This is a genomic window from Achromobacter sp. 1012554356 (assembly GCF_059760815.1).
This window is the reverse complement of the sequence record NZ_JCBANC010000032.1, coordinates 46,304-67,978: the sequence shown is the minus strand read 5'-3', so window position 1 is coordinate 67,978 and position 21,675 is coordinate 46,304. Positions and strand designations below refer to the sequence as shown.

The 21,675-nt window shown below is 64.1% G+C and carries 21 protein-coding genes; 11 read left to right on the top strand and 10 right to left on the bottom strand.

Features of this window, described 5'->3' with window-relative positions:
• The first annotated feature begins 177 nt into the window (after positions 1-177).
• Positions 178-1,122, top strand: coding sequence for a hypothetical protein (locus tag AC6LJW_RS17440; protein WP_498087856.1), 945 nt, complete (start codon positions 178-180; stop codon positions 1,120-1,122).
• Between the two features lie 52 nt (positions 1,123-1,174).
• Here the strand turns inward: AC6LJW_RS17440 and ilvA are convergent, their stop codons facing one another.
• Complete coding sequence (gene ilvA / locus AC6LJW_RS17435) at positions 1,175-2,746, bottom strand: threonine ammonia-lyase, biosynthetic (protein ID WP_498087855.1); 1,572 nt, start codon at positions 2,744-2,746, stop codon at positions 1,175-1,177.
• 551 nt (positions 2,747-3,297) lie between these two features.
• On the opposite strand from ilvA, the gene AC6LJW_RS17430 reads away from it, so the two are divergent.
• From AC6LJW_RS17430 to AC6LJW_RS17420, 3 genes are all read left to right on the top strand, one after another.
• Positions 3,298-5,526: an NADP-dependent isocitrate dehydrogenase gene (locus tag AC6LJW_RS17430; protein ID WP_056561471.1), complete on the top strand. Its 2,229-nt coding sequence runs from the start codon at positions 3,298-3,300 to the stop codon at positions 5,524-5,526.
• Positions 5,527-5,814: 288 nt separating this feature from the next.
• Complete coding sequence (locus AC6LJW_RS17425; protein WP_498087854.1) at positions 5,815-6,195, top strand: type II toxin-antitoxin system RelE/ParE family toxin; 381 nt, start codon at positions 5,815-5,817, stop codon at positions 6,193-6,195.
• The gene (locus AC6LJW_RS17420) at positions 6,179-6,481 is read left to right on the top strand and encodes a helix-turn-helix domain-containing protein (protein ID WP_056561475.1); all 303 of its coding nucleotides are present in this window, start codon (positions 6,179-6,181) and stop codon (positions 6,479-6,481) included. The genes AC6LJW_RS17425 and AC6LJW_RS17420 overlap by 17 nt, the downstream gene beginning before the upstream one ends.
• Before the next feature lie 25 nt (positions 6,482-6,506).
• Here the strand turns inward: AC6LJW_RS17420 and AC6LJW_RS17415 are convergent, their stop codons facing one another.
• From AC6LJW_RS17415 to AC6LJW_RS17395, 5 genes are all read right to left on the bottom strand, one after another.
• Positions 6,507-7,319, bottom strand: a complete 813-nt coding sequence (locus AC6LJW_RS17415) for an ABC transporter permease (RefSeq protein ID WP_498087853.1) — start codon at positions 7,317-7,319, stop codon at positions 6,507-6,509.
• Entirely contained in the window at positions 7,310-7,954 is a 645-nt protein-coding gene (locus tag AC6LJW_RS17410; RefSeq protein ID WP_498087852.1) for an ABC transporter ATP-binding protein, read from the bottom strand. Before AC6LJW_RS17410 ends, AC6LJW_RS17415 begins: the two co-directional genes overlap by 10 nt.
• 64 nt (positions 7,955-8,018) lie before the next feature.
• Positions 8,019-8,771 carry an amino acid ABC transporter ATP-binding protein gene (locus AC6LJW_RS17405; protein ID WP_056561481.1) on the bottom strand — a complete coding sequence of 251 codons (753 nt, stop codon included), beginning with the start codon at positions 8,769-8,771 and terminating at the stop codon, positions 8,019-8,021.
• A gap of 31 nt (positions 8,772-8,802) precedes the next feature.
• Positions 8,803-9,456 carry an amino acid ABC transporter permease gene (locus AC6LJW_RS17400; RefSeq protein WP_056561483.1) on the bottom strand — a complete coding sequence of 218 codons (654 nt, stop codon included), beginning with the start codon at positions 9,454-9,456 and terminating at the stop codon, positions 8,803-8,805.
• 130 nt (positions 9,457-9,586) lie between these two features.
• Positions 9,587-10,378: an amino acid ABC transporter substrate-binding protein gene (locus AC6LJW_RS17395; RefSeq protein ID WP_056561484.1), complete on the bottom strand. Its 792-nt coding sequence runs from the start codon at positions 10,376-10,378 to the stop codon at positions 9,587-9,589.
• A gap of 266 nt (positions 10,379-10,644) precedes the next feature.
• On the opposite strand from AC6LJW_RS17395, the gene AC6LJW_RS17390 reads away from it, so the two are divergent.
• Both AC6LJW_RS17390 and AC6LJW_RS17385 read left to right on the top strand, forming a co-directional pair.
• Positions 10,645-10,929: a hypothetical protein gene (locus AC6LJW_RS17390; protein ID WP_082578817.1), complete on the top strand. Its 285-nt coding sequence runs from the start codon at positions 10,645-10,647 to the stop codon at positions 10,927-10,929.
• 353 nt (positions 10,930-11,282) lie between these two features.
• The gene (locus AC6LJW_RS17385) at positions 11,283-12,725 is read left to right on the top strand and encodes a DUF1254 domain-containing protein (protein WP_427988008.1); all 1,443 of its coding nucleotides are present in this window, start codon (positions 11,283-11,285) and stop codon (positions 12,723-12,725) included.
• Here the strand turns inward: AC6LJW_RS17385 and AC6LJW_RS17380 are convergent.
• The 3 genes from AC6LJW_RS17380 to AC6LJW_RS17370 form a co-directional block, all read right to left on the bottom strand.
• Positions 12,718-13,404: a hypothetical protein gene (locus AC6LJW_RS17380; RefSeq protein WP_498087851.1), complete on the bottom strand. Its 687-nt coding sequence runs from the start codon at positions 13,402-13,404 to the stop codon at positions 12,718-12,720. The two genes, AC6LJW_RS17385 and AC6LJW_RS17380, sit on opposite strands and share 8 nt — an antisense overlap.
• 1 nt (position 13,405) lies before the next feature.
• Positions 13,406-14,212: a hypothetical protein gene (locus AC6LJW_RS17375; RefSeq protein WP_498087850.1), complete on the bottom strand. Its 807-nt coding sequence runs from the start codon at positions 14,210-14,212 to the stop codon at positions 13,406-13,408.
• A 127-nt stretch (positions 14,213-14,339) separates the two neighbouring features.
• Positions 14,340-15,527: an alpha-hydroxy acid oxidase gene (locus tag AC6LJW_RS17370; protein WP_056561491.1), complete on the bottom strand. Its 1,188-nt coding sequence runs from the start codon at positions 15,525-15,527 to the stop codon at positions 14,340-14,342.
• Positions 15,528-15,684: 157 nt separating this feature from the next.
• Between AC6LJW_RS17370 and AC6LJW_RS17365 the strand changes: the two genes are divergently transcribed.
• The 4 genes from AC6LJW_RS17365 to AC6LJW_RS17350 all read left to right on the top strand — a co-directional run bounded on the left by AC6LJW_RS17365 (position 15,685) and on the right by AC6LJW_RS17350 (position 19,512).
• Positions 15,685-16,584 carry a LysR family transcriptional regulator gene (locus AC6LJW_RS17365; protein ID WP_056561492.1) on the top strand — a complete coding sequence of 300 codons (900 nt, stop codon included), beginning with the start codon at positions 15,685-15,687 and terminating at the stop codon, positions 16,582-16,584.
• 132 nt (positions 16,585-16,716) lie between these two features.
• A complete protein-coding gene (locus AC6LJW_RS17360) occupies positions 16,717-17,385 on the top strand; it encodes an RraA family protein (RefSeq protein ID WP_056561493.1) in 669 nt (222 codons plus the stop codon).
• Positions 17,379-18,425, top strand: a complete 1,047-nt coding sequence (locus tag AC6LJW_RS17355) for a hydroxyacid dehydrogenase (RefSeq protein WP_498087859.1) — start codon at positions 17,379-17,381, stop codon at positions 18,423-18,425. The genes AC6LJW_RS17360 and AC6LJW_RS17355 overlap by 7 nt, the downstream gene beginning before the upstream one ends.
• A gap of 97 nt (positions 18,426-18,522) precedes the next feature.
• Positions 18,523-19,512: a tripartite tricarboxylate transporter substrate binding protein gene (locus AC6LJW_RS17350; protein ID WP_498087849.1), complete on the top strand. Its 990-nt coding sequence runs from the start codon at positions 18,523-18,525 to the stop codon at positions 19,510-19,512.
• 109 nt (positions 19,513-19,621) lie between these two features.
• On the opposite strand, the gene argC is transcribed toward AC6LJW_RS17350, so the two are convergent.
• Entirely contained in the window at positions 19,622-20,548 is a 927-nt protein-coding gene (argC, locus tag AC6LJW_RS17345; RefSeq protein WP_498087848.1) for an N-acetyl-gamma-glutamyl-phosphate reductase, read from the bottom strand.
• A 190-nt stretch (positions 20,549-20,738) separates the two neighbouring features.
• Between argC and AC6LJW_RS17340 the strand changes: the two genes are divergently transcribed.
• Positions 20,739-21,647, top strand: a complete 909-nt coding sequence (locus AC6LJW_RS17340) for a LysR family transcriptional regulator (protein ID WP_498087847.1) — start codon at positions 20,739-20,741, stop codon at positions 21,645-21,647.
• Positions 21,648-21,675 lie beyond the last annotated feature (28 nt).

Genomic DNA, 21,675 nt, shown 5'->3' with positions numbered 1-21,675 from the left:
TCGCGTCGTAGGTGTCTGACACCCTTGCCGCAGCCCTGCATGGTGCCGACCGTCTCACGCGGGTGTCAGACACCGGGCCAACATGCGCCGGCCTTCATCATCGGTGTCAGACACCCGGCGACTCGGCGCAGACGCACCGGTATATAGTCACCCCTTGTGCCATTCAGGGAGTCCGCCGTGCCCAGCCGCCGCGCCCTCGCGTTTCTGCTCAGCCTGTTTGCCGCGCCCTCCGGCGCCGCCGTGGTCTACGACAATCACGGCCTCGTCGTCGACGTGGCGACCGGCAGCCGCAGCGACTGGAACACCGGTCAGCGCCAGACCACGCGCACCACCACTATCACCTTCCAGGGCAAGGCCTTGTGCGGCACCGACGTCGGCGCGCTGTTTTATCCGAACAGCACAGCGCCGCAATCCCGCGCATTCTTCTGCCCCGGGCCGGTCGCCGTTCTGGAAACCGACGCAGTACTGGCGTTCTTCACCAGTTCCAGCGCCAGCACCGTGCTTGCGCACTTGCAGGTCGTGAACGGCGCGCTGCGCGTGCAGCGACTGCCGCTTGCCGATAAGCCAGACCGCGACCGCATCCACACCACGCGGTTCGAGGACGCGCGCCTGCCCAGCTGGACGCGCGTGAACTCGGCCTGGAACGAAACCGTGATGATCCGCCATGCGCCGCTCAAGGCGCTGAACCTTGGCCCTGGGAAACTGCTGGACGTCTCCGGCGACGTGGCCTATCTGGCGATCCCCCCAGGCCGGGAGGTCGTCGTGCTGCAGCCGGCCACCCGCGTAAAGGACGCGCACGGCGACCTGCAATACGTCCCCGAAGTCACCAAATTCGTGGACGCGCCGCTGGCATTTCGGGCGGTGCGGCTGAGCGATGGGCGCGAGCTGGCGCGGCTGGATTTCGACGACACTTGCGTGGGTCTGCCTGCCCTGCAGTTCGAACGGTCCGATGCGAAGCCCGTTTCCAGCGCATCGCCGGCGGTCGCGTTCGACGATGTGCCGGCGTGGCGTGCAAGCGCATTGGAATTGACCCAGACGCAGGGCCGCGCGACGCTGCGTTTGAAACCGGGCGTGCAATTGCCGCGCAAGCCGGGATGCAACGCCGGCAAAGCGCCTGGTTAGACGCCGGGTTGGACGCCCGGCAGATAGTCCGATTGAATGCCCATCCAAACGTTCAGATCAGGAACTGGCGATAAGCCTCGTTATCCGTTTCCTCGGCGTGCGCATAACCGAGCTGCCGCAAGAACCCATCCAGCGCCGCATCATCGGCCACCGGCGCCTGAATGCCCACCAGCGCCGAGCTGAAGTCCGTGCCCTGGTTGCGGTAATGGAACAGGCTGATGTTCCAGTTGGGCGCCATCGCCGACAGGAACTTCATCAACGCGCCCGGGCGCTCAGGAAACTCGAAGCGGAACAGCCGCTCGCCGCCCGCCAGCGGCGAACGTCCGCCCACCATGTAGCGGATGTGCTGCTTGGACACCTCGTTGTTCGTCAGGTCGCTGGCCGAGAATCCTTCCGCCTGCAATGCGGCCAGGATATCGGCAGACTCGCCGCGCCGCGCGATCTGCACGCTGACAAAGATGCGAGCAGTGCGCGCGTCGGCGATGCGGTAGTTGAACTCCGTCACGCTGCGCTGTCCGATCACCCGGCAGAACCGGCGAAAGCTGCCGCGCTCTTCGGGGATGGTCACCGCGAACACCGCCTCGCGCGCCTCGCCCACTTCAGCGCGGTCCGCCACGAAACGCATGCGGTCGAAGTTCATGTTCGCGCCCGACGTGATCGCTACCAACGACTGCCCGCGCGCGCCTTCTCGGTCCACGTACTTCTTCAGCCCCGCCACCGCCAACGCACCCGCGGGCTCCAGCACGCTGCGGGTATCCAGGAACACGTCCTTGATCGCCGCGCAGACCGCGTCCGTGTCCACGAGGATCACTTCGTCCAGATATTCGCGGCACAGGCGGAAGGTCTCCTCGCCCACCAGCTTGACCGCCGTGCCGTCCGAGAACAGGCCGACATCAGCCAGGATCACCCGCTCGCCCACCCGCAGCGATTGCGCCATCGCGCAGGAGTCCTCGGTCTGCACGCCGATGACCTTCACGCCGGGATGCACCGCCTTCACATAGGTCGACACGCCCGCAGCCAGGCTGCCGCCGCCGATCGGCACAAAAATCGCATGCAGCGGCTCGGGGTGCTGACGCAGGATCTCCATGCCGACCGTTCCCTGCCCCGCGATCACGTAGGGATCGTCGAATGCGGGCACGAACGCCAGCCCCTGCTCCTGCGCCAGCGTCTGCGCATGGGCATAGGCGTCGCTGTACGAATCGCCAGCCTGCACCACCGTCACGGTCGGTCCGCCGTGGGCGCGCACCGCGTCCACCTTCACCTGCGGCGCCGTCTGCGGGACCACGATGATCGCCCGCACGCCCAGCTTGGCCGCCGAAATCGCGACGCCCTGCGCATGGTTGCCGGCCGACGCCGTAATGACCCCGCGCTCCAGCGCAGCGCGCGGCGTGTTGCGCATCTTGTTGTAGGCGCCGCGCACCTTGAACGAGAACACCGGCTGGTTGTCTTCGCGCTTGAAATGAACGGTGTTGCCCAGCCGGGCGGACAGCCCACGCGCAAGATCCAGCTCGGTTTCGCGGGCAATGTCGTACACCCGGGCGGTCAGGATCTGCCGGAGGTACTCCATCGGCGTGGCGGCGCCGGCCTGGAATTCCGAGGGTGCGTGGGGAGAGGTTGCGGACATGGTTTCTCTGCTTGGGTTGCTTGCCCGGCAGAGGCGGCCACAAAAAACCCGCCTCGTGGGGCGGGTGGCTGTGACTGTTGCGGTCGCGCGCTAACCCACCATTCCAGGAATGATGGTAATAATCAGCGAAATGCGGACGGCGCGGAAATTCATGGGGCGTACTTTCCTCTCATCGCGCGGCTTTGTCAAACGCCGATTGCGGACACGTTGAGGCCGAATTCTGCCTGCCCGCGCAATGCGTCCCCCAAAAACCGTCATAAGCATATTGCGGCGCCATCAAGAAATAGAACCATTTCCCGGCGCAATGCGTAGCACGGTATTACAATGGAAGGTTCGTGGCGGTCGCACCTTCCAAGGCGGACCCGGAAACGGCCTTTTCATCGGCCGGCCGGTCCAGCCAAACAATAGGGCGGGCGGCAGTCATGTTGGAGGGACGCTCTGCCTGCGCGTCCTTCCATACGAACCCACTCTCGACAACATCTACCGGCGTACGCCGCATAGCATGTTCGGGTTTGCGCGTTAATCGCCTGAGCCGAACAGATTCAAGGATCATGTCTCTTACTCCGAAGATTATCTATACCCTCACCGACGAAGCTCCGGCACTGGCAACCCGTTCGCTGCTGCCCATCGTCCAGGCATTCGCCAAACCCGCAGGCATCACGGTCGAGACCCGCGACATTTCGCTGGCAGGCCGCATCATCGCCCTGTTCCCGGATTACCTCGAAGACAGCCAGAAGCTGTCGGACGCCCTGGCTGAGCTGGGCGCCCTCGCGGTCAAGCCCGAAGCCAACATCATCAAGCTGCCCAACATCAGCGCCTCGATGCCCCAACTGAAGGCGGCCATCAAGGAACTGCAAGACCAGGGCTACAAGCTGCCGGACTACCCGGACGCCCCCGCCAACGACACCGAACGTGACGTCAAGGCCCGCTACGACAAGGTCAAGGGCAGCGCCGTCAACCCGGTCCTGCGCGAAGGCAACTCCGACCGCCGCGCCCCGCTGTCGGTCAAGAACTACGCCCGCAAGCACCCGCACAAGATGGGCGCCTGGACGGCCGACTCCAAGTCGCACGTCGCGCACATGAGCGAAGGCGACTTCTACGGCACCGAGAAGTCGGCCCTCATCGCCGAAGCCGGCGACGTCAAGATCGAACTGACCGCCGCTGACGGCGCCAAGACCGTCCTGAAGGAAAAGACCCCGGTCAAGGCCGGCGAGATCATCGACGCCGCCGTGCTGTCGACCGCCAAGCTCAAGTCCTTCCTGCAGGCCCAGATCGACGACGCGCGCGCCAACGGCGTGCTGTTCTCGGTCCACCTGAAGGCCACCATGATGAAGGTCTCCGATCCCGTCATCTTCGGCCACGTGGTCTCCGTGTTCTACAAGGACGTCCTGGCCAAGCACGCCGACGCCCTCAAGCAGGCCGGCTTCGATCCCAACAACGGCATTGGCGACCTGTACGCCAAGATCCAGGCGCTGCCCGCCGACCAGCAGGCCGCCATCACCGCCGACATCGACGCCGCCTACAAGACGCTGCCGCAGCTGGCCATGGTGAACTCGGACAAGGGCATCACCAACCTGCACGTGCCCAGCGACGTCATCGTCGACGCGTCCATGCCCGCCATGATCCGCGACTCCGGCAAGATGTGGAACGCCGAAGGCAAGCTGCAGGACACCAAGGCCGTCATTCCCGACCGTAGCTACGCCGGCGTCTACCAGGCCGTCATCGACGACTGCAAGCGCAATGGCGCCTTCAATCCGGTCACGATGGGCAGCGTGCCCAACGTCGGCCTGATGGCTCAGGCTGCCGAAGAATACGGTTCGCACAACAAGACCTTCGTCATCCCGGCCGCCGGCACCGTGCGTGTCACCGACGCCGCCGGCGCCGTGCTGCTGGAACAGGCCGTCGAAGCCGGCGACCTCTGGCGCATGTGCCAGACCAAGGACGCCGCGATCCAGGACTGGGTCAAGCTGGCCGTCACGCGCGCCCGCGCCACCAAGACGCCCGCCGTCTTCTGGCTGGACGAAAAGCGCGCCCACGACGCCCAGGTCATCGCCAAGGTCAAGCAGTACCTGAAAGACCACGACACCAGCGGCCTGGACCTGCGCATCCTCGACCCCGTCGAAGCCACCAAGTTCTCGGTCAAGCGCATTCGTGAAGGCCTGGACACCATCTCGGTCACCGGCAACGTGCTTCGCGACTACCTGACCGACCTGTTCCCCATCATGGAACTGGGCACCAGCGCCAAAATGCTGTCGATCGTGCCGCTGGTCGCCGGCGGCGGCCTGTTTGAAACGGGCGCGGGCGGTTCGGCCCCCAAGCACGTGCAGCAGTTCCTGGAAGAAGGTTTCCTGCGCTGGGATTCGCTGGGCGAATTCATGGCGCTGGCCGAGTCCCTCGACCACCTGGGCCGCACGTACAAGAACCCCACCGCCCAGATCCTGGCCAAGACGCTGGATCTGGCCACGGCCAAGTTCCTGGACGAAAACAAGTCGCCCGAGCGCAAGGTCGGCGGCCTGGATAACCGCGGCAGCCACTTCTACCTGGCGATGTACTGGGCCCAAGCCCTGGCCGCCCAGACCGAAGACCGCGCCCTGGCCACCCAGTTCGCCCCCGCCGCGATCGCGTTCTCCGAAGGCGAAAACAAGATCCTGGACGAACTGAAGGCAGCCCAAGGCAAGCCCCTGGACATCGGCGGCTACTACCAGCCGAACGAAGCCAAGGCCAGCCAAGCCATGCGCCCCAGCGCCACGCTGAACAAGGTGCTGGCCTCGATCGGCTAAGCCCCCTGCCCTTGCTGGCTGGCGTTAGCCGGTTGGCGGGCATGTGAAAAAACCGGCAGTCCCGATGGGGCTGCCGGTTTTTTTTGTGGTGGGTTGTGGAGGGGGCTTAATAAGTTTTCTGACCCCCTGCAACATCCGCGACTGCTAGCTATCGCCAAAATCCGACTGGCTTACGGTCTGCCAGACCACCTCCTTCGCCTCTTCCGAACGTATGTTCTAGCGAACGCTCGCGTGAAGAATACGCGACATGAACATACCCGTTACGGGTATACTTTGGAGTGTTCGTCCATGGTGGTTTTGAAGCGAAAGGATTTTTCTCGGTGGCAAGCTGGAGAAAGGCTCTCCGACGCCACGCTGTGCAGCGCAGTCCGTGAAATGGAATCCGGTCTTATCGACGCGGATCTGGGCGGCCACCTTTATAAGATGCGTATTGCCCGTCCAGGGAAAGGCAAACGCGACGGATACCGCACGGTGTTGTCCGCGTGTATTGGGAGCCGATACGTGTTCCTGCACGGGTACCCGAAAAACGACAAGGCCAACATCACCGCCGCTGAGAACAAAGCCCTGCAATTCGCCGGCAAGGTCTTTCTCAGCCTGACGGAATCCGCCCTTTTCAAAGCGCTGCAGGCAGGCGTGTTGTTGGAGGTGAACTGTGACCAAACTCATTGAATCTTTGCGCGACGATCTCGCCGCACTTTACCGGGCCGGGGCTATAGACAAAGTCACGATGCGCGATTTTGACGCGATCTGTCCGGCGCCCGTCCGCCACTTCAGTCCGGGCGACATCAAGCGACTCCGTGAAGACCTACGGTTTAGCCAACCTGTCTTCGCCCTGCATCTGCACACCAGCGCTTCGACCGTCCGGAAGTGGGAGCAAGGCGACACGCGTCCGACCGGCCCAGCCCTTAAACTCCTGAACATCCTGGCGGACAAAGGCTTGCAAGCCATCCTTTGATGCGCTTGATGCGCCTGACGCGCCGTTACCGACGAGGCGCAGATCCTGGCATCAGCCTGTCCAGCCGCAGCCTCCCCCGCTCATCCGTCAGGCGGCGCATCGCACCATAAGCCGCGCCCATCGCCGCCATGCCGCTCGCGCCGCACAGCAGAAACATCAACAGGATCTGATACTTGGCCGCGTCAACAGGGTCCATGCCCGCAATGATCTGCCCGGTCATGATGCCCGGCAACGTGATAATCCCAGCCGCCGACATCTGGTTGATGCTGGGCACGATGCCCCGCCGCACCGATTCGCGCAGCAACGACGAGAACGCCTGATGCACCGTCGCGCCCAGCGACAGGCGCGCTTCGATCGCCAGTCTTTCCCGACGCACACCCGACAACATCCCATCCAGCGCCAGGCTAGCCGCATTCAAGACGCTGCCCAGCACGATCCCAACCAAGGCAATCGTGTAGCGCGGATCGAACCAAGGGTCCGGACGCAGCGCCGTATTCAGGATGAAAAGGGCCGTGACGAGCGTGGTGCTGACCACCGCCAACGTCCCGACCCATCCATTGCCATGCCCAGTCAACCGCGCCTTCGGCCGGGCCGCTACCTCGCGCGCGGCCAGCGCCATCATCACCGCCACCACCAGCGCCGTCAGCCACGGCGCGGCATGGGCGAACACGATGCGCAGGATCTGACCGACCAGCAGTAATTGCACCACCGTACGCACCGCCGCCCACAACACCTGCCGTTGCAGGTTCAGACGCAGCGCGAAGGAAATGCCGGCGCTCAGCAGCACTAGCAGCGACGCGATCACCAGATCCAGCGCCTGCAGCTTGATCACGTCCATAACGGCTCCATGTGACCTTGCGCCATCCGCCAACGCCGGCGCGCCAGCCGTTCGGCCTGCTCGGCGCTGTGCGTAACGAGCAAAATGCCTGCCCCGGCCGCCAGAACACGCGACAGTTCCGCCTCGACCAGCGCCGTCGCTCCCTGATCCAGCGCGGCGGTGGGCTCATCCAGCAGCAGCACGCGCGGGTTCTGCAACAACGCCCGCACCAGACCCATGCGCTGACGCTCGCCCGTAGACAGTTGATGGACCAATGCGTCCAACTTGGCTTCCGCCAGCCCCAGACGCTCCATGATGGCGATCGCGCCAGCGCGGTCCGCGAAGTGCGCGGACACGTGGTCATCCCACCACCCCGCCTCCGCCTGGCAGTACACCACCAGACGCCGCCACTCGAAACCGCGCATGGCCGAACGGCGACGCCCGTCGAGCTCTGCTTCTCCATGTCCCGGATCCAGATCCGCAATCTGGCGCAGCAGCAGCGACTTGCCGGATCCCGACGCGCCGACCACGGCCGCGCACTCGCCCGCCGCCAGATCCAGGCTTACGGGCGCCAGGCGCTCGCTGTACAGGCCTCGAAGCCTGAGCAGCGGCGGCGCGTCAGAAATTGCTTTCAGGGAAGCCGGCGCGGATTGCATGGGTAGGCATCATATAGAAAAGCCCGCGGCGAGGCGGGCTTTGCAGTGCGTGTGGCGGCTCGGATCAGAGCATATGCGCCAGGAACTCGCGGCTGCGCGCATGCTGGGGCGCGGCAAAAAACTCGGCCGACGGCGCTTCTTCAACGATGCGGCCATCGTCCATGAAAATGACCCGGTGCGCCACTTCGCGCGCAAACCCCATTTCATGTGTCACGACCAGCATCGTCATGCGCTCGTCGGCCAGCTGCTTCATGGTGCGCAGCACTTCGCCCGTCAGCTCCGGGTCCAGCGCCGACGTCGGCTCGTCGAACAGCATGATGTCCGGCTCCATCGCCAGCGCGCGGGCAATGGCCACGCGCTGCTTCTGGCCACCAGACAGGCGCGTCGGATAGTTGTCGCGCTTGTTCGACAGGCCCACCTTGCGGAGCAGCTCTTCGGCCTTCGGCACGATCTCGGCGCGCGACATGCCCTTCACGGTAATCGGCGCCTCGATGATGTTCTGCAGGACCGTCATGTGCGGGAACAGGTTGAACGACTGAAACACCATGCCCATTTTGCGGCAGATGCGGCGCACGTCCCCGTCGCTGGCGTACTGGCTGCGACCACCCGGCACGGCGGCAGCCATGGTCTCGCCTTCGATCTCGATGCTGCCTTCGTCGATGGTCTCAAGATGATTCAGGCAGCGCAGGAACGTGCTCTTGCCCGAGCCCGACGGGCCGATCACCGCGACCACCTCGCCCTGCTCGAGCGTCAGCGACACATCGTCCAGCACGCGATTCGCGCCGAACGATTTGACGATGTGGCGGGCTTCGATCATCACCGGACGCGCGCCGAGTCCGGCCGGAGAATTACTGGTCATATTTTGCATAGCGCTTTTCCATGTGCTGGAAGAACCACGTCAGGAGCAGCGTCATCAACAGGTAGAAGGCGGCGGCGACGAGGAACGGCGTGGTCGTGAAATCGCGCTGCACGATTCCCCGCGCGGTGCGCAGGATGTCGTTGAGCGCCAGCACGTAAATCAGCGAGGTGTCCTTGACCAGCGTGATGGTCTCATTGCTCATGGGCGGCAACACGCGCTGCACCATCTGCGGCAGCACGATGCGGCGCAGCGTCTGCAGGTACGTCATGCCCAGCACCTTGCTGCCTTCGTACTGGCCCCGATCCACCGACTGGATGCCCGCCCGGAAGATCTCAGCGAAATACGCCGCGTAATTCAGCGCAAACGCCACCACTGCGGCCGGAAAATCCGGTAACCGGATGCCGATCACCGGCACGAACGGCAACGCGAAGTAGATGAACAGCATCTGAAGCATCAACGGCGTGCCGCGCATCAGCCAGATATAGCCATTGACCGCGCGGCTCAGCAGCGGCCACTTCGAGATGCGCGCCAGGGCCAACACCAGCCCCAGCGGCACGGCCAGCGCCAGCGTGATGAAAAACAGCGTCAAGGTCACTTTCGCGCCTTGCGCCAAGGGCCCCAGAAGGGAGAGTACGTAGTCCATGCAGTGGGTTCGCGCCGCGAGGGCAAGAGAGAATCATGGGCAAGCCCGCCTGGCCTTGCGGCACTGCGGCGGGCTGCGAACTGCAACGGCAAAGGCGCCCCGGCCGGCTAGGCCGCGGGCGCCTTTGCGCTTACTTGATGATGTTGGCGCCGAACCACTGGGTGGCGATACGGCCGGCGGTGCCGTCCTGTTTCATCGAATCCAGCGTCTTGTCCAGCTTGGCCAGCAACTCGGTGTCGTCCTTGCGCACGCCCACGCCGTAGTCTTCCGTACCGAAGTTCTCTTCCAGCACACGGTACTCGCCCGCACGCTTGCTGATCAGGTAACGGCCCACGACTTCGTCCACGACGATGGCGTCCAGACGACCAGCGGCCAGATCCATCAGCGCGGTAACGTTGTCGCCGAACTTCTTCACTTCCTTGATCTGCGCGGCAACCGGGTCCTTGGCTATCGCGTCGGTGGCACTGCTGCCGTCCTGCGCGCCGATAACCTTGCCAGCCAGGTCATTCTTGACCTTCACCGGCGACGTATTGCCCACGATGATGATCTGGTGGTTGGCCATGTAGGGCGCGGTGAAGCTGATGTTCTTCTTGCGCTCTTCGGTAATGGTCAGACCGTTCCACAGCACGTCGACGCGCTTGCCGTTCAATTCGGCTTCCTTGGCGCTCCAGTCGATCGGCTTGAACTCCACCTCGATGCCCAGACGCTTGCTGGCCTCCTTGGCCATGTCGATGTCGAAGCCAACGATCTGGTTGCTGGCGTCGCGGAATCCCATGGGCGGGAAATTGTCGTCCAGGCCAACGACGACCTTCTTCGGCGTGGCCGGCGCTTGGGCGCCAGCGGCGGGCGCGTTGTCGCTGGGACCGCAGGCCGTGAGCAAAGCGGTTGCGGACACAAGAAGTACAGCAGTCAGTTTTTTCATCGTTGTGAGGGCGCGAGGCGCAGGTTTGAAGAAAGCCGGAAAGGCGGGTATTAAGCCGCGAGGCAGTATTTTAGCGTTGTTGGGGGGATTTGCTGGCGGGGTTGCGTTCCCAAGCTGTCCAGCTACTGGGGACTGGCGGCTACGTGGCGTATTCGGGTGCCAGCGCCCCAAATGCCGGGGACCGTCGACTTTGCATTAAAACAACGCTGTGATGAAAGAACGTATAGTCAAGCTCACGGGCGATGCCAAGTCAGGGACGGAATACGATGAAACATGACCTTAACGATTCGGATATCGAACGATGGCTCAACGAAGGCGGCGTTCAGTTGCCCATTTCAACGGAGGTTTTGGATCCGGGCGTGCTTGATGAGGCGGAAAGACGAGTAATTGCTTGCCTTGGAGCCGCCGTCATAAGCTCTTGGAGCCTCTTTCCCACCGATATAAGACGAACGATCCTGCAAGCAGCGCTCAGCGCATCGACGTATGACGCTTCTATGCTGAAACAGAACGTGGCAGGCTTTTTGCGCGGTCGGCAAGGCCCGCTGCGATAAAAGGCATACAGGTGTCACCGAACGCCGACGGGCAATATTTGTCGCTGGACATCGAGGTCGACGACGCGCTTTAGATGCCTGCCTATGGCGACACCCTGCTGTGTTATGCATCATTGCTAGCCAAAAGAACTTCTCCAGACGTCGACTCTTGGACCTTCCTGAGGACGTCGCATTACGTGCGACCGGCCGCGCTTTGCCATACCCCCCTCGAAATCAGAAACCTTATCCGGAACGCTTTACCGGGTGTTTTCTACTCATATCGTCCTGTTGGCGATTCCGATAGAGTGTCGTTTCCATGACCAGTACTTTTCGTGCGGGCGTCGGAAAGCTCGCTCTGACAGGTGAGGCGCTCAATGACCACAAGACGAGAGTTTCTAGGCTCCAGTGCACTTGTAGCGCTCACTGGCGCGACGCTTGGTCCGGGCCGGGTACGGGCACAGGCAAGCGCGGATCGCCCTGGGTTCTTCGGGGCGAAGGACATCGCGGAGGCGGGGTTCATTTACGGCCTGCCTATCGTGATGAACTACGCCGTCATGCATGAGTACGCGGTGGATCGCGGCTCGGGGCAATTCAAGGCGCCTTTCAACCATATCAAGAACGAACCCAACGTATTCACCTACAAAGACACGGCGATTGTCACGCCCAATAGCGACACGCCGTATTCCTTCGTGTGGATGGACTTGCGGGCAGAGCCGGTGGTGCTTTCCGTGCCGGCGATCGACCCGAAGCGCTATTACTCGGTCATGCTCTGCGACGGCAATACCTACAACTACGGCTATATCGGCACTCGCACCACCGGAAACGAGGCGGGCGACTACATGGTGGTCGGACCAGACTGGAAAGGTGCCGTCCCGGCAGGCATCAAGCGGATGTTTCGGTCCAGCACACAGTTTTCGCTCGCTGGCTACCGCACCCAACTTTTTGGTCCAGACGATCTCGACGGCGTGAAGGCGGTCCAGGCTGGTTACCAGGTGCGAATGCTCTCGGCGTACCTGAACCAGGCGTCGCCACCGGCCGCAACAGCTATCAGCTTTCCCATGATCAACAAAGAGTTGGCGAAGACCAACTTCTTCGAGTTTCTGGACTTTGCGCTGCAGTTCGCGCCTCCACAAGCCAACGAGCTTGCAGTCCGCGCGGAACTCGCGCGCATCGGCGTGGGGGCAGGCAAGACCTTCAACTTCAGCGATTTGCCGCTGGACCAAAAACTGGAGATCGGTCTTGGCATGAAAGAAGGCCAGCGCAAAGTGGACGAAGCCGTCGCCAGCACCGGAAAGGCGATCAATGGCTGGCGGCTAAGCGGACTGCCGGGTAACAGCGAGCACTACAACGGCGACTGGCTCAAGCGCGCCGTTGCGGCTCAGGCAGGCATTTATGGAAATGACCCGGACGAGGCGACTTACCCCTTCACCCGCGTAGACGCAAATGGTCAGACGCTGGACTGCAGCAAGCACAATTACACTCTCACGTTTCCGGCCGGCGCGTTGCCGCCGGTTAATTCGTTCTGGTCGCTGACTATGTACGACGGCAAGTCGCAGCTACTGGTCAGGAACCCGATCGACCGCTACCTAATCAACTCGCCCATGCTGCCTGCGATGAAGGTTGACGCGGACGGGTCATTGACACTCTACATCCAGCACAAGACGCCGGGCGGCGACAGGCAAGCCAACTGGCTCCCCGCTCCCGATGGACCGGTCTACCTGGTAATGCGGCTGTACTGGCCAAAGGTCAATCCACCCTCGGTCCTGCCAGCCGGGGAAGGGACGTGGCAGCCGCCTGGGGTGCAACGCGTCATCTAGGTCCCGGAGAAGACAGTGCGTCAATGCCAGAGAAAAAGGCGCACTGCCCCGGAAACCCAGGTCGCGCATCACACGCTTTCAGGCATCCTGCCTTTCCTTCTGGAAACCCAGCCGCAACCGACATCCCAAACCCATACGTCGGCGTCGTCACATCAAACCGGCTCTCGCACACCATCTTCGTGCTGTAAGCAAACGTCATCCCTTCGCGCCGCCCATTGACCGCAAACGACACCTGGAAGCTATTCAAACTGCTCCACCCTGCCCTAGGCAAAACCACGAACCGGTAATGCGTAGCATCCAGGCGTTCACCAAAGATCTTCAGTTGCGCAGACGTCGTGCGTGTCGTAGGCGAGGGGTACGGCAAGGCCAGCAGCGTGCGCGGGTCACCTACCACGCCCAAGTCGAAGCCCACACCCTTCTGATAGAACGGAACGTCGATGCTGGGATAGCCGGAATACTCCACCCGCTTCACCGTCGATCCGTACTCCAGCGTCCGAGGCTCGTAGTCCGGCGCCCTTGCAAACGCCACATCCAGCGTCAACACCACCTCCGCCGGATTGGCATCTTCGGTGCGGATATGTTTTTCATATACGTCGGCGTTGCTTGCGCAGCCGGCAAGGGCCGCCGTGCACAGGAGCGTCAGCCACCGCAACCCACTCACCGTGGAAATCGGCGTCATTTCATTGCTCCTTTCTCGGTTGAACCGGCAGCGCAACGGGCTTTAACCCCTGCCCGATAAATTGCCAGCTGCCCTGCCCTTCCTGCCATCGGAAATTCCGGTTGATCCATTCCGCCTTCAGGTTGCCGTAGAGCCGCCGCTGGTCGATGTGTTTGCCTTCGTCGAGCGCCTTGCGCGCACGCGCGGCGCTTTGATCCCACGCTGATTTGAAGGCATCGCGCTGCATTGCCCGGGTGAACGGGACGCTGGCGTAGGGACCCTCGTCCGCCAAGCTCAGGCGGATCTCGTTGTCGAGCAGCACGGCGCCGTGGCGATTGTCTGGCGACACCGACACCAGCAGCGGGGTCGACTGCTGGCGCTCCTTGGGCTGCAAGTGTTCAAACCACAGGACCTTTCCCGTCGACGTCACCAGGGCCCGCGAACCGGCGGTGAACAGCAGCAAGTCCTGACGTCCGGGCTGCGCCAGACCCATGTCCGGGTCGCGCACATCGACGGAGGGACTCAACACCCGCGCGAGCGGCGTGTCGTTCTGCACCGCGATCAGGATGGTGCCCACGCCCATGAAATCGTTCGAGACCGCCAAAAGGATCGGCTGGCCGCCCTGGGTCGGACCCAGCGCCCTGACGTGCGCGAACTTGTACGCGTTCAGAGGCCGGTATGGCTTGCCGCGGAATTTGAGCTGGTGAAGGGTCGAACCCGGATCGCCTTCCAATTCAAAGTCGCCGCCCAGCGGCTGGACGGCGTTCGCCGAGGACGCCATGACGCTTGCTGGCTCCGCCTGCGCGTGGGTCAGCGTCGGCAGCACCATGAATAGCGACAGCCCTAGTGCGAAGGTCGTGCATACCCGCGCAATGCGCGGACCCGGCGGAACAGTTTTCGTAGGAGGCAGCAAAACGGCATCGGCGGCGGCGCCGCATGAAAGTGGTGCCGGCATTCTAGGTCAAATGCACTATCCGCCGCAGATCGCCGCCCGCGCGCTGCAGAAACCCCGCGCTCAACTCCTTCAAATCAACCACCCCCAACAGTCCCATGTTGCGCCGAACTTCTTCGGTGATCAGAGCGATTGCGTGCGCCACGCCGCGTTGGCCCGCGACCGTCGCGGCGTAGTTGAACGGACGGCCGACGAATACGCAGCGCGCGCCCAGCGCCATCGCCTTCAATACGTCCGTGCCTCTCCGCACGCCGCTATCCAGCATCACTTCCATCGGGCCCGCGGCATCCATGATGGCAGGCAAGGCGTGCAGGGGCGACACACTGCCGTCCAGTTGGCGCCCGCCGTGGTTGGAGACGATGATCGCGTCCATGCCCAACGTGCGGGCGGCGCGCGCATCGTCCGGATGAAGAATCCCCTTCAGCACCATGAGCCCTTTCCAGCGACGGCGGATGGCCGACACATGCTGCCAATTCAGGTGGCCTCGGTCGGAGAAGTCCCGCAGCACACTGGACGACATGATGGGCGCGCCGCGCGTGGCGTAGTTGTTCTCGAAGTGCGGCATGCCGTGGCGTGCCAGCGTGCGCAGGAAAGTGCCGAACAGCCAGCGCGGATGTGTCAGCCCTTGCCACGCCAGGCCAACGCTCGGCCGCAGCGGTGTGGAAAAGCCGGCCCGCACATTGTTCTCGCGGTTGGCGGCGACGGGCGTGTCGACCGTCAGGACCAGCGTGTTGACGCCGGCGGCCGCCACACGGTCGATGAGCGCGGCGATCTGCGCATCGTCGCCGGGAAGGTACGCCTGAAACCAGGTGTCCGGCGCCGCCTCCATCACGGTCTCCAGGCGGATGAGCGACGAGCCGCTCATGATGCAGGGCACCCCGGCCTCGGCTGCCGCGCGCGCCAGGACGACATCGCCGCGGTAGCTCGAGATTGCCGAAATACCCATGGGAGCCACGCCCACGGGGGCCGCATAATCGCGGCCGAGCACCGTGCACCGCGTGGTGCGAGCGGACACGTCCACCAGTACCTTCGGCCGAAAGGCGAATTCAGCAAACGCGTCGCGATTGGCGCGTTCCGATTGGCCGTCCTCCACGGCGCCCGACACGTACGCGTAAATGGGCGCGGGCAGAAGCGATTTGGCCGCGGCTTCAAAGTCGTGCAGGCTGAGCATGCGGCGCAGGGGATCGGACATGTCGGGCTCCTCCGGCGGCCACCCGGCGAGCGGCCGTCTCTTGTTGTCGGTATCGGCGGGGACTATAGGCGGCCCTGTCGTTTGAATAAAGTGACTTTATCGATAGTCTTCCATACACTTTTATTCACTCTCGATACGGATCCAGGCGACTGCCCCCATGACGCTCAAGCAACTCGAGGCCTTCTACTGGGCCGCCACGTGCAAGAATTTTGCCATCGCCGCGAATCGCCTCAATATTTCGGTTTCATCGCTGTCCAAGCGTATTGGCGAACTGGAATCGTCCATCGGGGCTGAGTTGTTCAGCCGCAGCGCGCGCAGCGCGACATTGACAGCCTTGGGCGAACAACTGGTGCCGCACGCCAAGGACCTGCTACGCAACGCCGACCAGTTCATGCAGCAGGCCAGCAACAACCTGAGCTATTCGGGCCGATGCCGGTTTGGCGCGGGCGAGCTGACGTCACTGACCTGGATGGCCAGGCTCATCGAAGTCATCCAGCTGGACCACCCCAACCTGCTAGTCGAGCCGTTCGTCGGCGTCGGGGAACTGGTCGAGCGCGGCTTGGAGGAAGGCGAACTCGACTTCGCTGTGATCGCCGGCCCCTCGTCCCGTCCGTCCATTGCATCGCGCATCATCGGCAGTGCGCAATTCGAATGGGTCGCTGCGCCGGGCGCCGTGCCTAACCCCGCCCAGATCACGCCGGCCGACCTGCCGAGCCTCACCCTGATCACGCTCCCGCAAAGCTCGGGCGCAATCCGCATTCTCGATGACTGGCTGACCGAACAGCGGGTATCGCCCGGCCGCAACCAGTGCTGCAATGGTTGGGGCGGGATCGCGGCCATGCTGCAGCAAGGCCTGGGGCTGGGCTTCCTGCCCTCGGCCTGGGCTCGCATCCTGATCGAACGAGGCCACTTGCAGGCCCTGCCGGCGTTCCCGCCTTTGCGCCCGCTCACCTACACGTTCCAGTGGCGCCGGGACGATACCCGGCCGATGCTTGAGACCCTGCGCGTGCATGCCGAGGCGTGCCTGGATTTCCACGCGCCCGCCGGCATGATCTGACAGCGAGAAACATTGTCCGCACCCCAGGACAGTTTCCGAAAAGCGTTATATCCATCGTCAAATTATTCGCTTTATCTCCTGAATTTGCGGGCGTAGAGTCGCCTCAAACAATCACTCTGGAGACGAGGCGACATGCCGGATTTTGGATTCACCTTGCATGACTGCCCACCCGGTCCCAGCCGCGAGACGCTTGCGGCCTATCAAGACCTGGCGGTGGCAAACATCAGCGACGCGATGAGCCGCAGCACTGGCACGTCGTCCCTGCGGCCGATGCACCGGACCCGACGGATCCTGGGACGTGCCTTCACCGTGCGCACCCGGCCCGGCGACAACCTGATGGTTCACAAGGCCATTGATACCGCACAGCCCGGCGATGTGATCGTTGTTGACGCGGGCGGCGACATGAGCAACGCCATCATCGGAGAAATCATGGTGGGCTGGGCTGCAAAGCGCGGCTTGGGCGGCTTCGTGATCGACGGTGCCATCCGCGACAGCGAAACCATCGGCGAGGGAGATTTTCCCGTCTATGCCCGCGGTGTCGCGCACCGTGGTCCGTACAAGGACGGCCCCGGCGCCATCAACGTGCCGGTGACCGTGGACGGCATGGTCGTGCTGCCAGGCGACCTGCTGGTGGGCGACGCCGACGGATTGCTGTCGATCCGCCCGGACGAGGCGCCAGCGATTGCGGCACGGGTACGCGCCATTGCCGAATCCGAGGCGCAGGTCTTGAAGGATATCGAGCGGGGCACGCTGGACCGCAGCTGGGTCGACGCGGTCCTCAAGACGCGGGGCGTATTGTGAGCGCTGCCACGCCACGGGGCCCCGCCCGCCTGTGCCGTCTGGACCTGTGGCTCAATCCGGTATTCGACGAAATCATTGGCGCCACGCCAGGCATCGCTTTGTCGGTGCTGCCGGCAAAAGGCGACGACGGGCGCACGCTCGCCGGCTTGAGGTCGGCCCACGCCTACCACGTGTCTGCGGCGAAGGACGAGCTGCCGCGCCAATGGTTTGTCAACGCGGCATTGATCGCACAGTGCCCCGACCTCGTGTGTGTGTCATCGGGCGGTGCCGGCTACGACACGATTGACGTGGCGGCTTGCACGGCGGCCGGCATCGCGGTCGTGAATCAGGCCGGCGGCAACGCGGAGTCCGTGGCTGAGCACACGTACGCCCTGTTGCTGGCCGTGCAACGCCGGGTTGTCGAATCGCACAACCGCCTGCGCCATGCCAGCGGATTCTCCCGCGAAGATCTGATGGGCCACGAAATCCACGGCGGCGTCATCGGCCTGGTGGGCATCGGCAAAATCGGCACCTGCGTCGCGCGCATCGCGCAAGGCTTCGGCTTGCGTGTCATTGCCCACGATCCGCTGCTGGACGCCGCGATCATCCGCAGCCGCGGGGCCGAACCCGTTGGGCTGGACGAGTTGCTGTCGGAATCGGACATCGTGTCGCTGCATTGCCCGCTCGACGCGTCCACACGAGGATTGTTCGACGCCAAGGCCTTTGCGGCAATGAAGCCGGGCGCGGTGTTCATTTCGACGGCGCGCGGAGGCATTCACGACGAGAGCGCATTGCACGACGCACTGCTTAGCGGGCATCTGCGGGGCGCGGGGCTCGACGTCTGGGAACAGGAACCGCCCGATCGTTCGGCCCCGCTGCTCGCGTTGGACAACGTGGTCGCCACCTTCCACACCGCAGGCGTCACGCACGAGGCGCGCCGCAGTGTCGCCCGTTCATCGGCGACGCAGCTTGCCGCGATGCTGCGTGGCGAGCGGCCGCCGCAACTTGTGAATCCGGAGGTCTGGCCCCTGGCCGCCAAACGTATCGCCACGCTGACATAACAACGCGGCAGACGCGCCGGCCCCCGCCCCACGGGCCGCGCCGGCCCAGGCACAAGGGCCGGCGCGGTGACCGCCAGAACCCCTGAGGGAGACAACCATGCAACAACAAAACAAACGCCGCACGCTGCGCACTCTGGCCACCCTGCTTGCAGGCGCCGCATTGTTCTCCGGCGCCGTGCAGGCCGCCGGATATCCGGACCGTCCGATCAACCTGATCGTGTCATACGGCCCCGGCGGCGGCACCGATCTGGTCGCGCGGATGATGGCGCCCTACCTGCAAAAGCACCTGGGCGGCGACGCACGCATCGTCGTGCTGAACCGGCCCGGTGCGGGCGGCGCGATCGGCTTTGCGGAACTGGCGCGGGCGCAGCCGGACGGCTACACCATCGGCTTCATCAACACGCCCAACCTGTTGACGATTCCCATCGAGCGCAAGACCGCCTTCACCTGGCAAAGCTTTGACCTGCTGGGCAATCTGATCGATGACCCCGGCGCCTTCACGGTCCTGAACGACAACCCGATCAAGAACCTTGCGGACCTGTCCGCCTTCGCAAAGAAGAATCCGGGCAAGGTCACCGTCGGCACCACGGGCACGGGTTCGGACGACCACCTGGCCATGCTTCGGTTCGAGCGCGCGTCGGGCACGAAGCTAAGCCACATCCCGTACAAGGGCGCCGGTGAAGTGCGCGGCGCGCTGGCAAGCGGCGAGATCACCATCGGCGCCATCAACGTGGGCGAGGCGCTTCAGTACCAGAAAGGCGGCACGCCGCTGCGCTTCCTGGGGCAGATGGGCAACACGCGCTCGGCCGCGCTGCCGGACGTGCCGACGTTCAAGGAACAGGGATTCGATTTCGAATTGGCTTCGCTGCGCGGACTGGCCGCGCCCAAGGGGTTACCGGACGACGTGCGCACGAAGCTCGTTACCGCGGTCAAGCGCACGGTCGACGACCCGGAATTCCAGGCCAAGGCCCGCGAAATGTTCGCGCCGCTGCGTTACTTGCCGCCCGCGGAATACGCCAAGGAACTGAAGGCGGGCGAAACGCAGTTCCAGCAGCTCTGGAAAGAAGCGCCCTGGCTGGACAAGTGATACCGCGTGTCAAGGCCAAGCGGCCTTGACACGGCTGCCGCGATTGGCGGCCTGTTCGCATCAGATCAATGGCGCGGCGCCCGATATCCCGCCGCCGCGCCGTCAGGCATCAGCGCATCGCCGCCAGCATCAAATCCAGATTCTGAACCGCCGCGCCCGAGGCGCCCTTGCCCAGGTTGTCGAACACCGCCGTCAGCAGCACCTGGCCGTGTTGCGCATTGCCGTAGACGCCCAACCGAAGATCGTTGGTGCCGTTCAGCGCCTCGGGATCCATATTCGAGGCGGCATCATCGCGCGGCACGACCTGCACATGCGCCGCGCCAGCGTAGTGCTGTTGCAGGCACGCGTGCAACTGCTCGGCATCCACGCCGGCTGGCAGCAGGCGCAGGTGCAGCGGGATGGTCAGGACAATGCCCTGGCGGAATGCGCCGTATGACGGCACGAATACCGGACGCTGCGTGAGGCCGGCGTGCCGTTCGATTTCGGGCGTGTGCTTGTGCGCCAGCCCAAGGCCGTAGACCTGGAACGCGGGACCGCGCGGGCCGTCGGCGCTTTCGTACGCGTCCACGCTGGCGCGGCCGCCGCCCGAGTAACCGGACACCGCGTTGATGACCGCGGGATAGTCGGCGGGCACGAGTCCGGCCTGGACCAGCGGACGCAGCAGCGCGATGGCGCCGGTGGGATAGCAGCCGGGGTTGCTGACCCGCAGCGCGTGGGCAATGCGATCGGCCTGGCCGGCGCTCATTTCCGGAAAACCGTACACCCAGCCGGCATCCGTACGGTGCGCGGAGCTGGCGTCGATGATGCGCACCTTGGGATTGACGACGGACGCGGCCGCCTGGCGCGCGGGTTCGTCGGGCAGGCAAAGGATCGCGATGTCGCTGGAATTGATCGCGTCAGCGCGGCGCTGCGGGTTCTTGCGGTCGGACTCGGGCAGCGTCAGCAGCCGCAGGCCGCTGCGGCCGTTGAGCCGTTCATGGATCTGCAGACCGGTCGTGCCCTGGTCGCCGTCGATGAAAACAAGAGGTTGGGTCATGATGCTGTCCGGGTGGTTCGGCGTTGCCTGATTCGTTCAGGAATGGACCTTATCTTCGATCTGACGACGAGATAAGAAAAGTCGAATATCATGATCGGTTGATTCAGGTTTTCTGAACGATTCCGACGCGTTTTCGGCGCGGGCGCTTTGGAACACCACATCCGCAACTGATATCCGACCGGAAACTCTCATGCGCGAAATCAGCCTGGACCGTCTTCGCACCCTGGTCGCCATTGCCGACCTCGGGTCGTTCGCCGACGCCGCGCGCGCCTTGCATCTGGCGCCCCCCACGGTCAGCCTGCACGTGTCGGACCTCGAAATCCGCGTTGGCGCACCGCTTCTTACGCGCAAACGCGGTCAGGTCCGGCCCACGGCCATCGGAGAAACATTGCTGGAACGTGCGCGCCGCTTGCTCGCGGAGGCGGACCAGGCGCTGGACGACGTGCAGCGGCAGGTGCAGGGGTTGGCGGGACGCGTGCGGCTTGGCGCGTCCACCGGGGCCATCGCCCACCTGCTGCCGCAGGCGCTGGAAACGCTGGGACGCGACCACCCCGGCATTGACGTGCAGGTGGCGGTACTGACGTCCCAGGAAACCCTGCGGCGGCTGGCCGATGGCTCGCTGGACGTGGGACTTGTGGCGCTGCCCCAGCCTCCCCTTGACGGTCTGGTTCTGCGTCCGTGGCACCGCGACCCGGTGATGGCCTTTCTGCCCGCGGCATGGAAAGCGCCGGCGCGCCTCACGCCCGCGTGGCTGGCCGAAAGGCCGCTGATTCTGAACGACGCCAGCACGCGGCTGTCGCGCCTGACCGGAGAATGGTTCGCGGCCGCCGGACTCAATCCTCGCGCGCGCATTCAATTGAACTACAACGACGCCATCAAGAGCCTGGTGGCCGCGGGTTATGGCGCGACGCTGCTGCCGCATGAGGCCACCGCGCCGCAACCAGATCCCCGCGTCATCATGCGGCCCGTGAGGCCCGCGCTGTGGCGTCCGCTGGGCATCGCGCATCGCGCGGGGCAAGTGGAAGCGGCCACGCAGCACGTGCTGGACGTGTTGTGGGCGCTGCGCGCATCGGGCGGTAAAAGCTTTGCGGCGGCCTAGTCAAACTGGCGTCTGATCCTGCCGGCCG

What these genes read in the sequence shown, in the direction of transcription:
- ilvA (WP_498087855.1), bottom strand. Translation starts at nt 2,746, where the DNA reads ATGTCCGCAACCTCTCCCCACGCACCCTCGGAATTCCAGGCCGGCGCC.
- AC6LJW_RS17430 (WP_056561471.1), top strand. Translation starts at nt 3,298, where the DNA reads ATGTCTCTTACTCCGAAGATTATCTATACCCTCACCGACGAAGCTCCG.
- AC6LJW_RS17425 (WP_498087854.1), top strand. Translation starts at nt 5,815, where the DNA reads ATGGTGGTTTTGAAGCGAAAGGATTTTTCTCGGTGGCAAGCTGGAGAA.
- AC6LJW_RS17415 (WP_498087853.1), bottom strand. Translation starts at nt 7,319, where the DNA reads ATGGACGTGATCAAGCTGCAGGCGCTGGATCTGGTGATCGCGTCGCTG.
- AC6LJW_RS17410 (WP_498087852.1), bottom strand. Translation starts at nt 7,954, where the DNA reads ATGCAATCCGCGCCGGCTTCCCTGAAAGCAATTTCTGACGCGCCGCCG.
- AC6LJW_RS17405 (WP_056561481.1), bottom strand. Translation starts at nt 8,771, where the DNA reads ATGATCGAAGCCCGCCACATCGTCAAATCGTTCGGCGCGAATCGCGTG.
- AC6LJW_RS17400 (WP_056561483.1), bottom strand. Translation starts at nt 9,456, where the DNA reads ATGGACTACGTACTCTCCCTTCTGGGGCCCTTGGCGCAAGGCGCGAAA.
- AC6LJW_RS17395 (WP_056561484.1), bottom strand. Translation starts at nt 10,378, where the DNA reads ATGAAAAAACTGACTGCTGTACTTCTTGTGTCCGCAACCGCTTTGCTC.
- AC6LJW_RS17390 (WP_082578817.1), top strand. Translation starts at nt 10,645, where the DNA reads ATGAAACATGACCTTAACGATTCGGATATCGAACGATGGCTCAACGAA.
- AC6LJW_RS17385 (WP_427988008.1), top strand. Translation starts at nt 11,283, where the DNA reads ATGACCACAAGACGAGAGTTTCTAGGCTCCAGTGCACTTGTAGCGCTC.
- AC6LJW_RS17380 (WP_498087851.1), bottom strand. Translation starts at nt 13,404, where the DNA reads ATGACGCCGATTTCCACGGTGAGTGGGTTGCGGTGGCTGACGCTCCTG.
- AC6LJW_RS17375 (WP_498087850.1), bottom strand. Translation starts at nt 14,212, where the DNA reads ATGGTGCTGCCGACGCTGACCCACGCGCAGGCGGAGCCAGCAAGCGTC.
- AC6LJW_RS17370 (WP_056561491.1), bottom strand. Translation starts at nt 15,527, where the DNA reads ATGTCCGATCCCCTGCGCCGCATGCTCAGCCTGCACGACTTTGAAGCC.
- AC6LJW_RS17365 (WP_056561492.1), top strand. Translation starts at nt 15,685, where the DNA reads ATGACGCTCAAGCAACTCGAGGCCTTCTACTGGGCCGCCACGTGCAAG.
- AC6LJW_RS17360 (WP_056561493.1), top strand. Translation starts at nt 16,717, where the DNA reads ATGCCGGATTTTGGATTCACCTTGCATGACTGCCCACCCGGTCCCAGC.
- AC6LJW_RS17350 (WP_498087849.1), top strand. Translation starts at nt 18,523, where the DNA reads ATGCAACAACAAAACAAACGCCGCACGCTGCGCACTCTGGCCACCCTG.
- argC (WP_498087848.1), bottom strand. Translation starts at nt 20,548, where the DNA reads ATGACCCAACCTCTTGTTTTCATCGACGGCGACCAGGGCACGACCGGT.
- AC6LJW_RS17340 (WP_498087847.1), top strand. Translation starts at nt 20,739, where the DNA reads ATGCGCGAAATCAGCCTGGACCGTCTTCGCACCCTGGTCGCCATTGCC.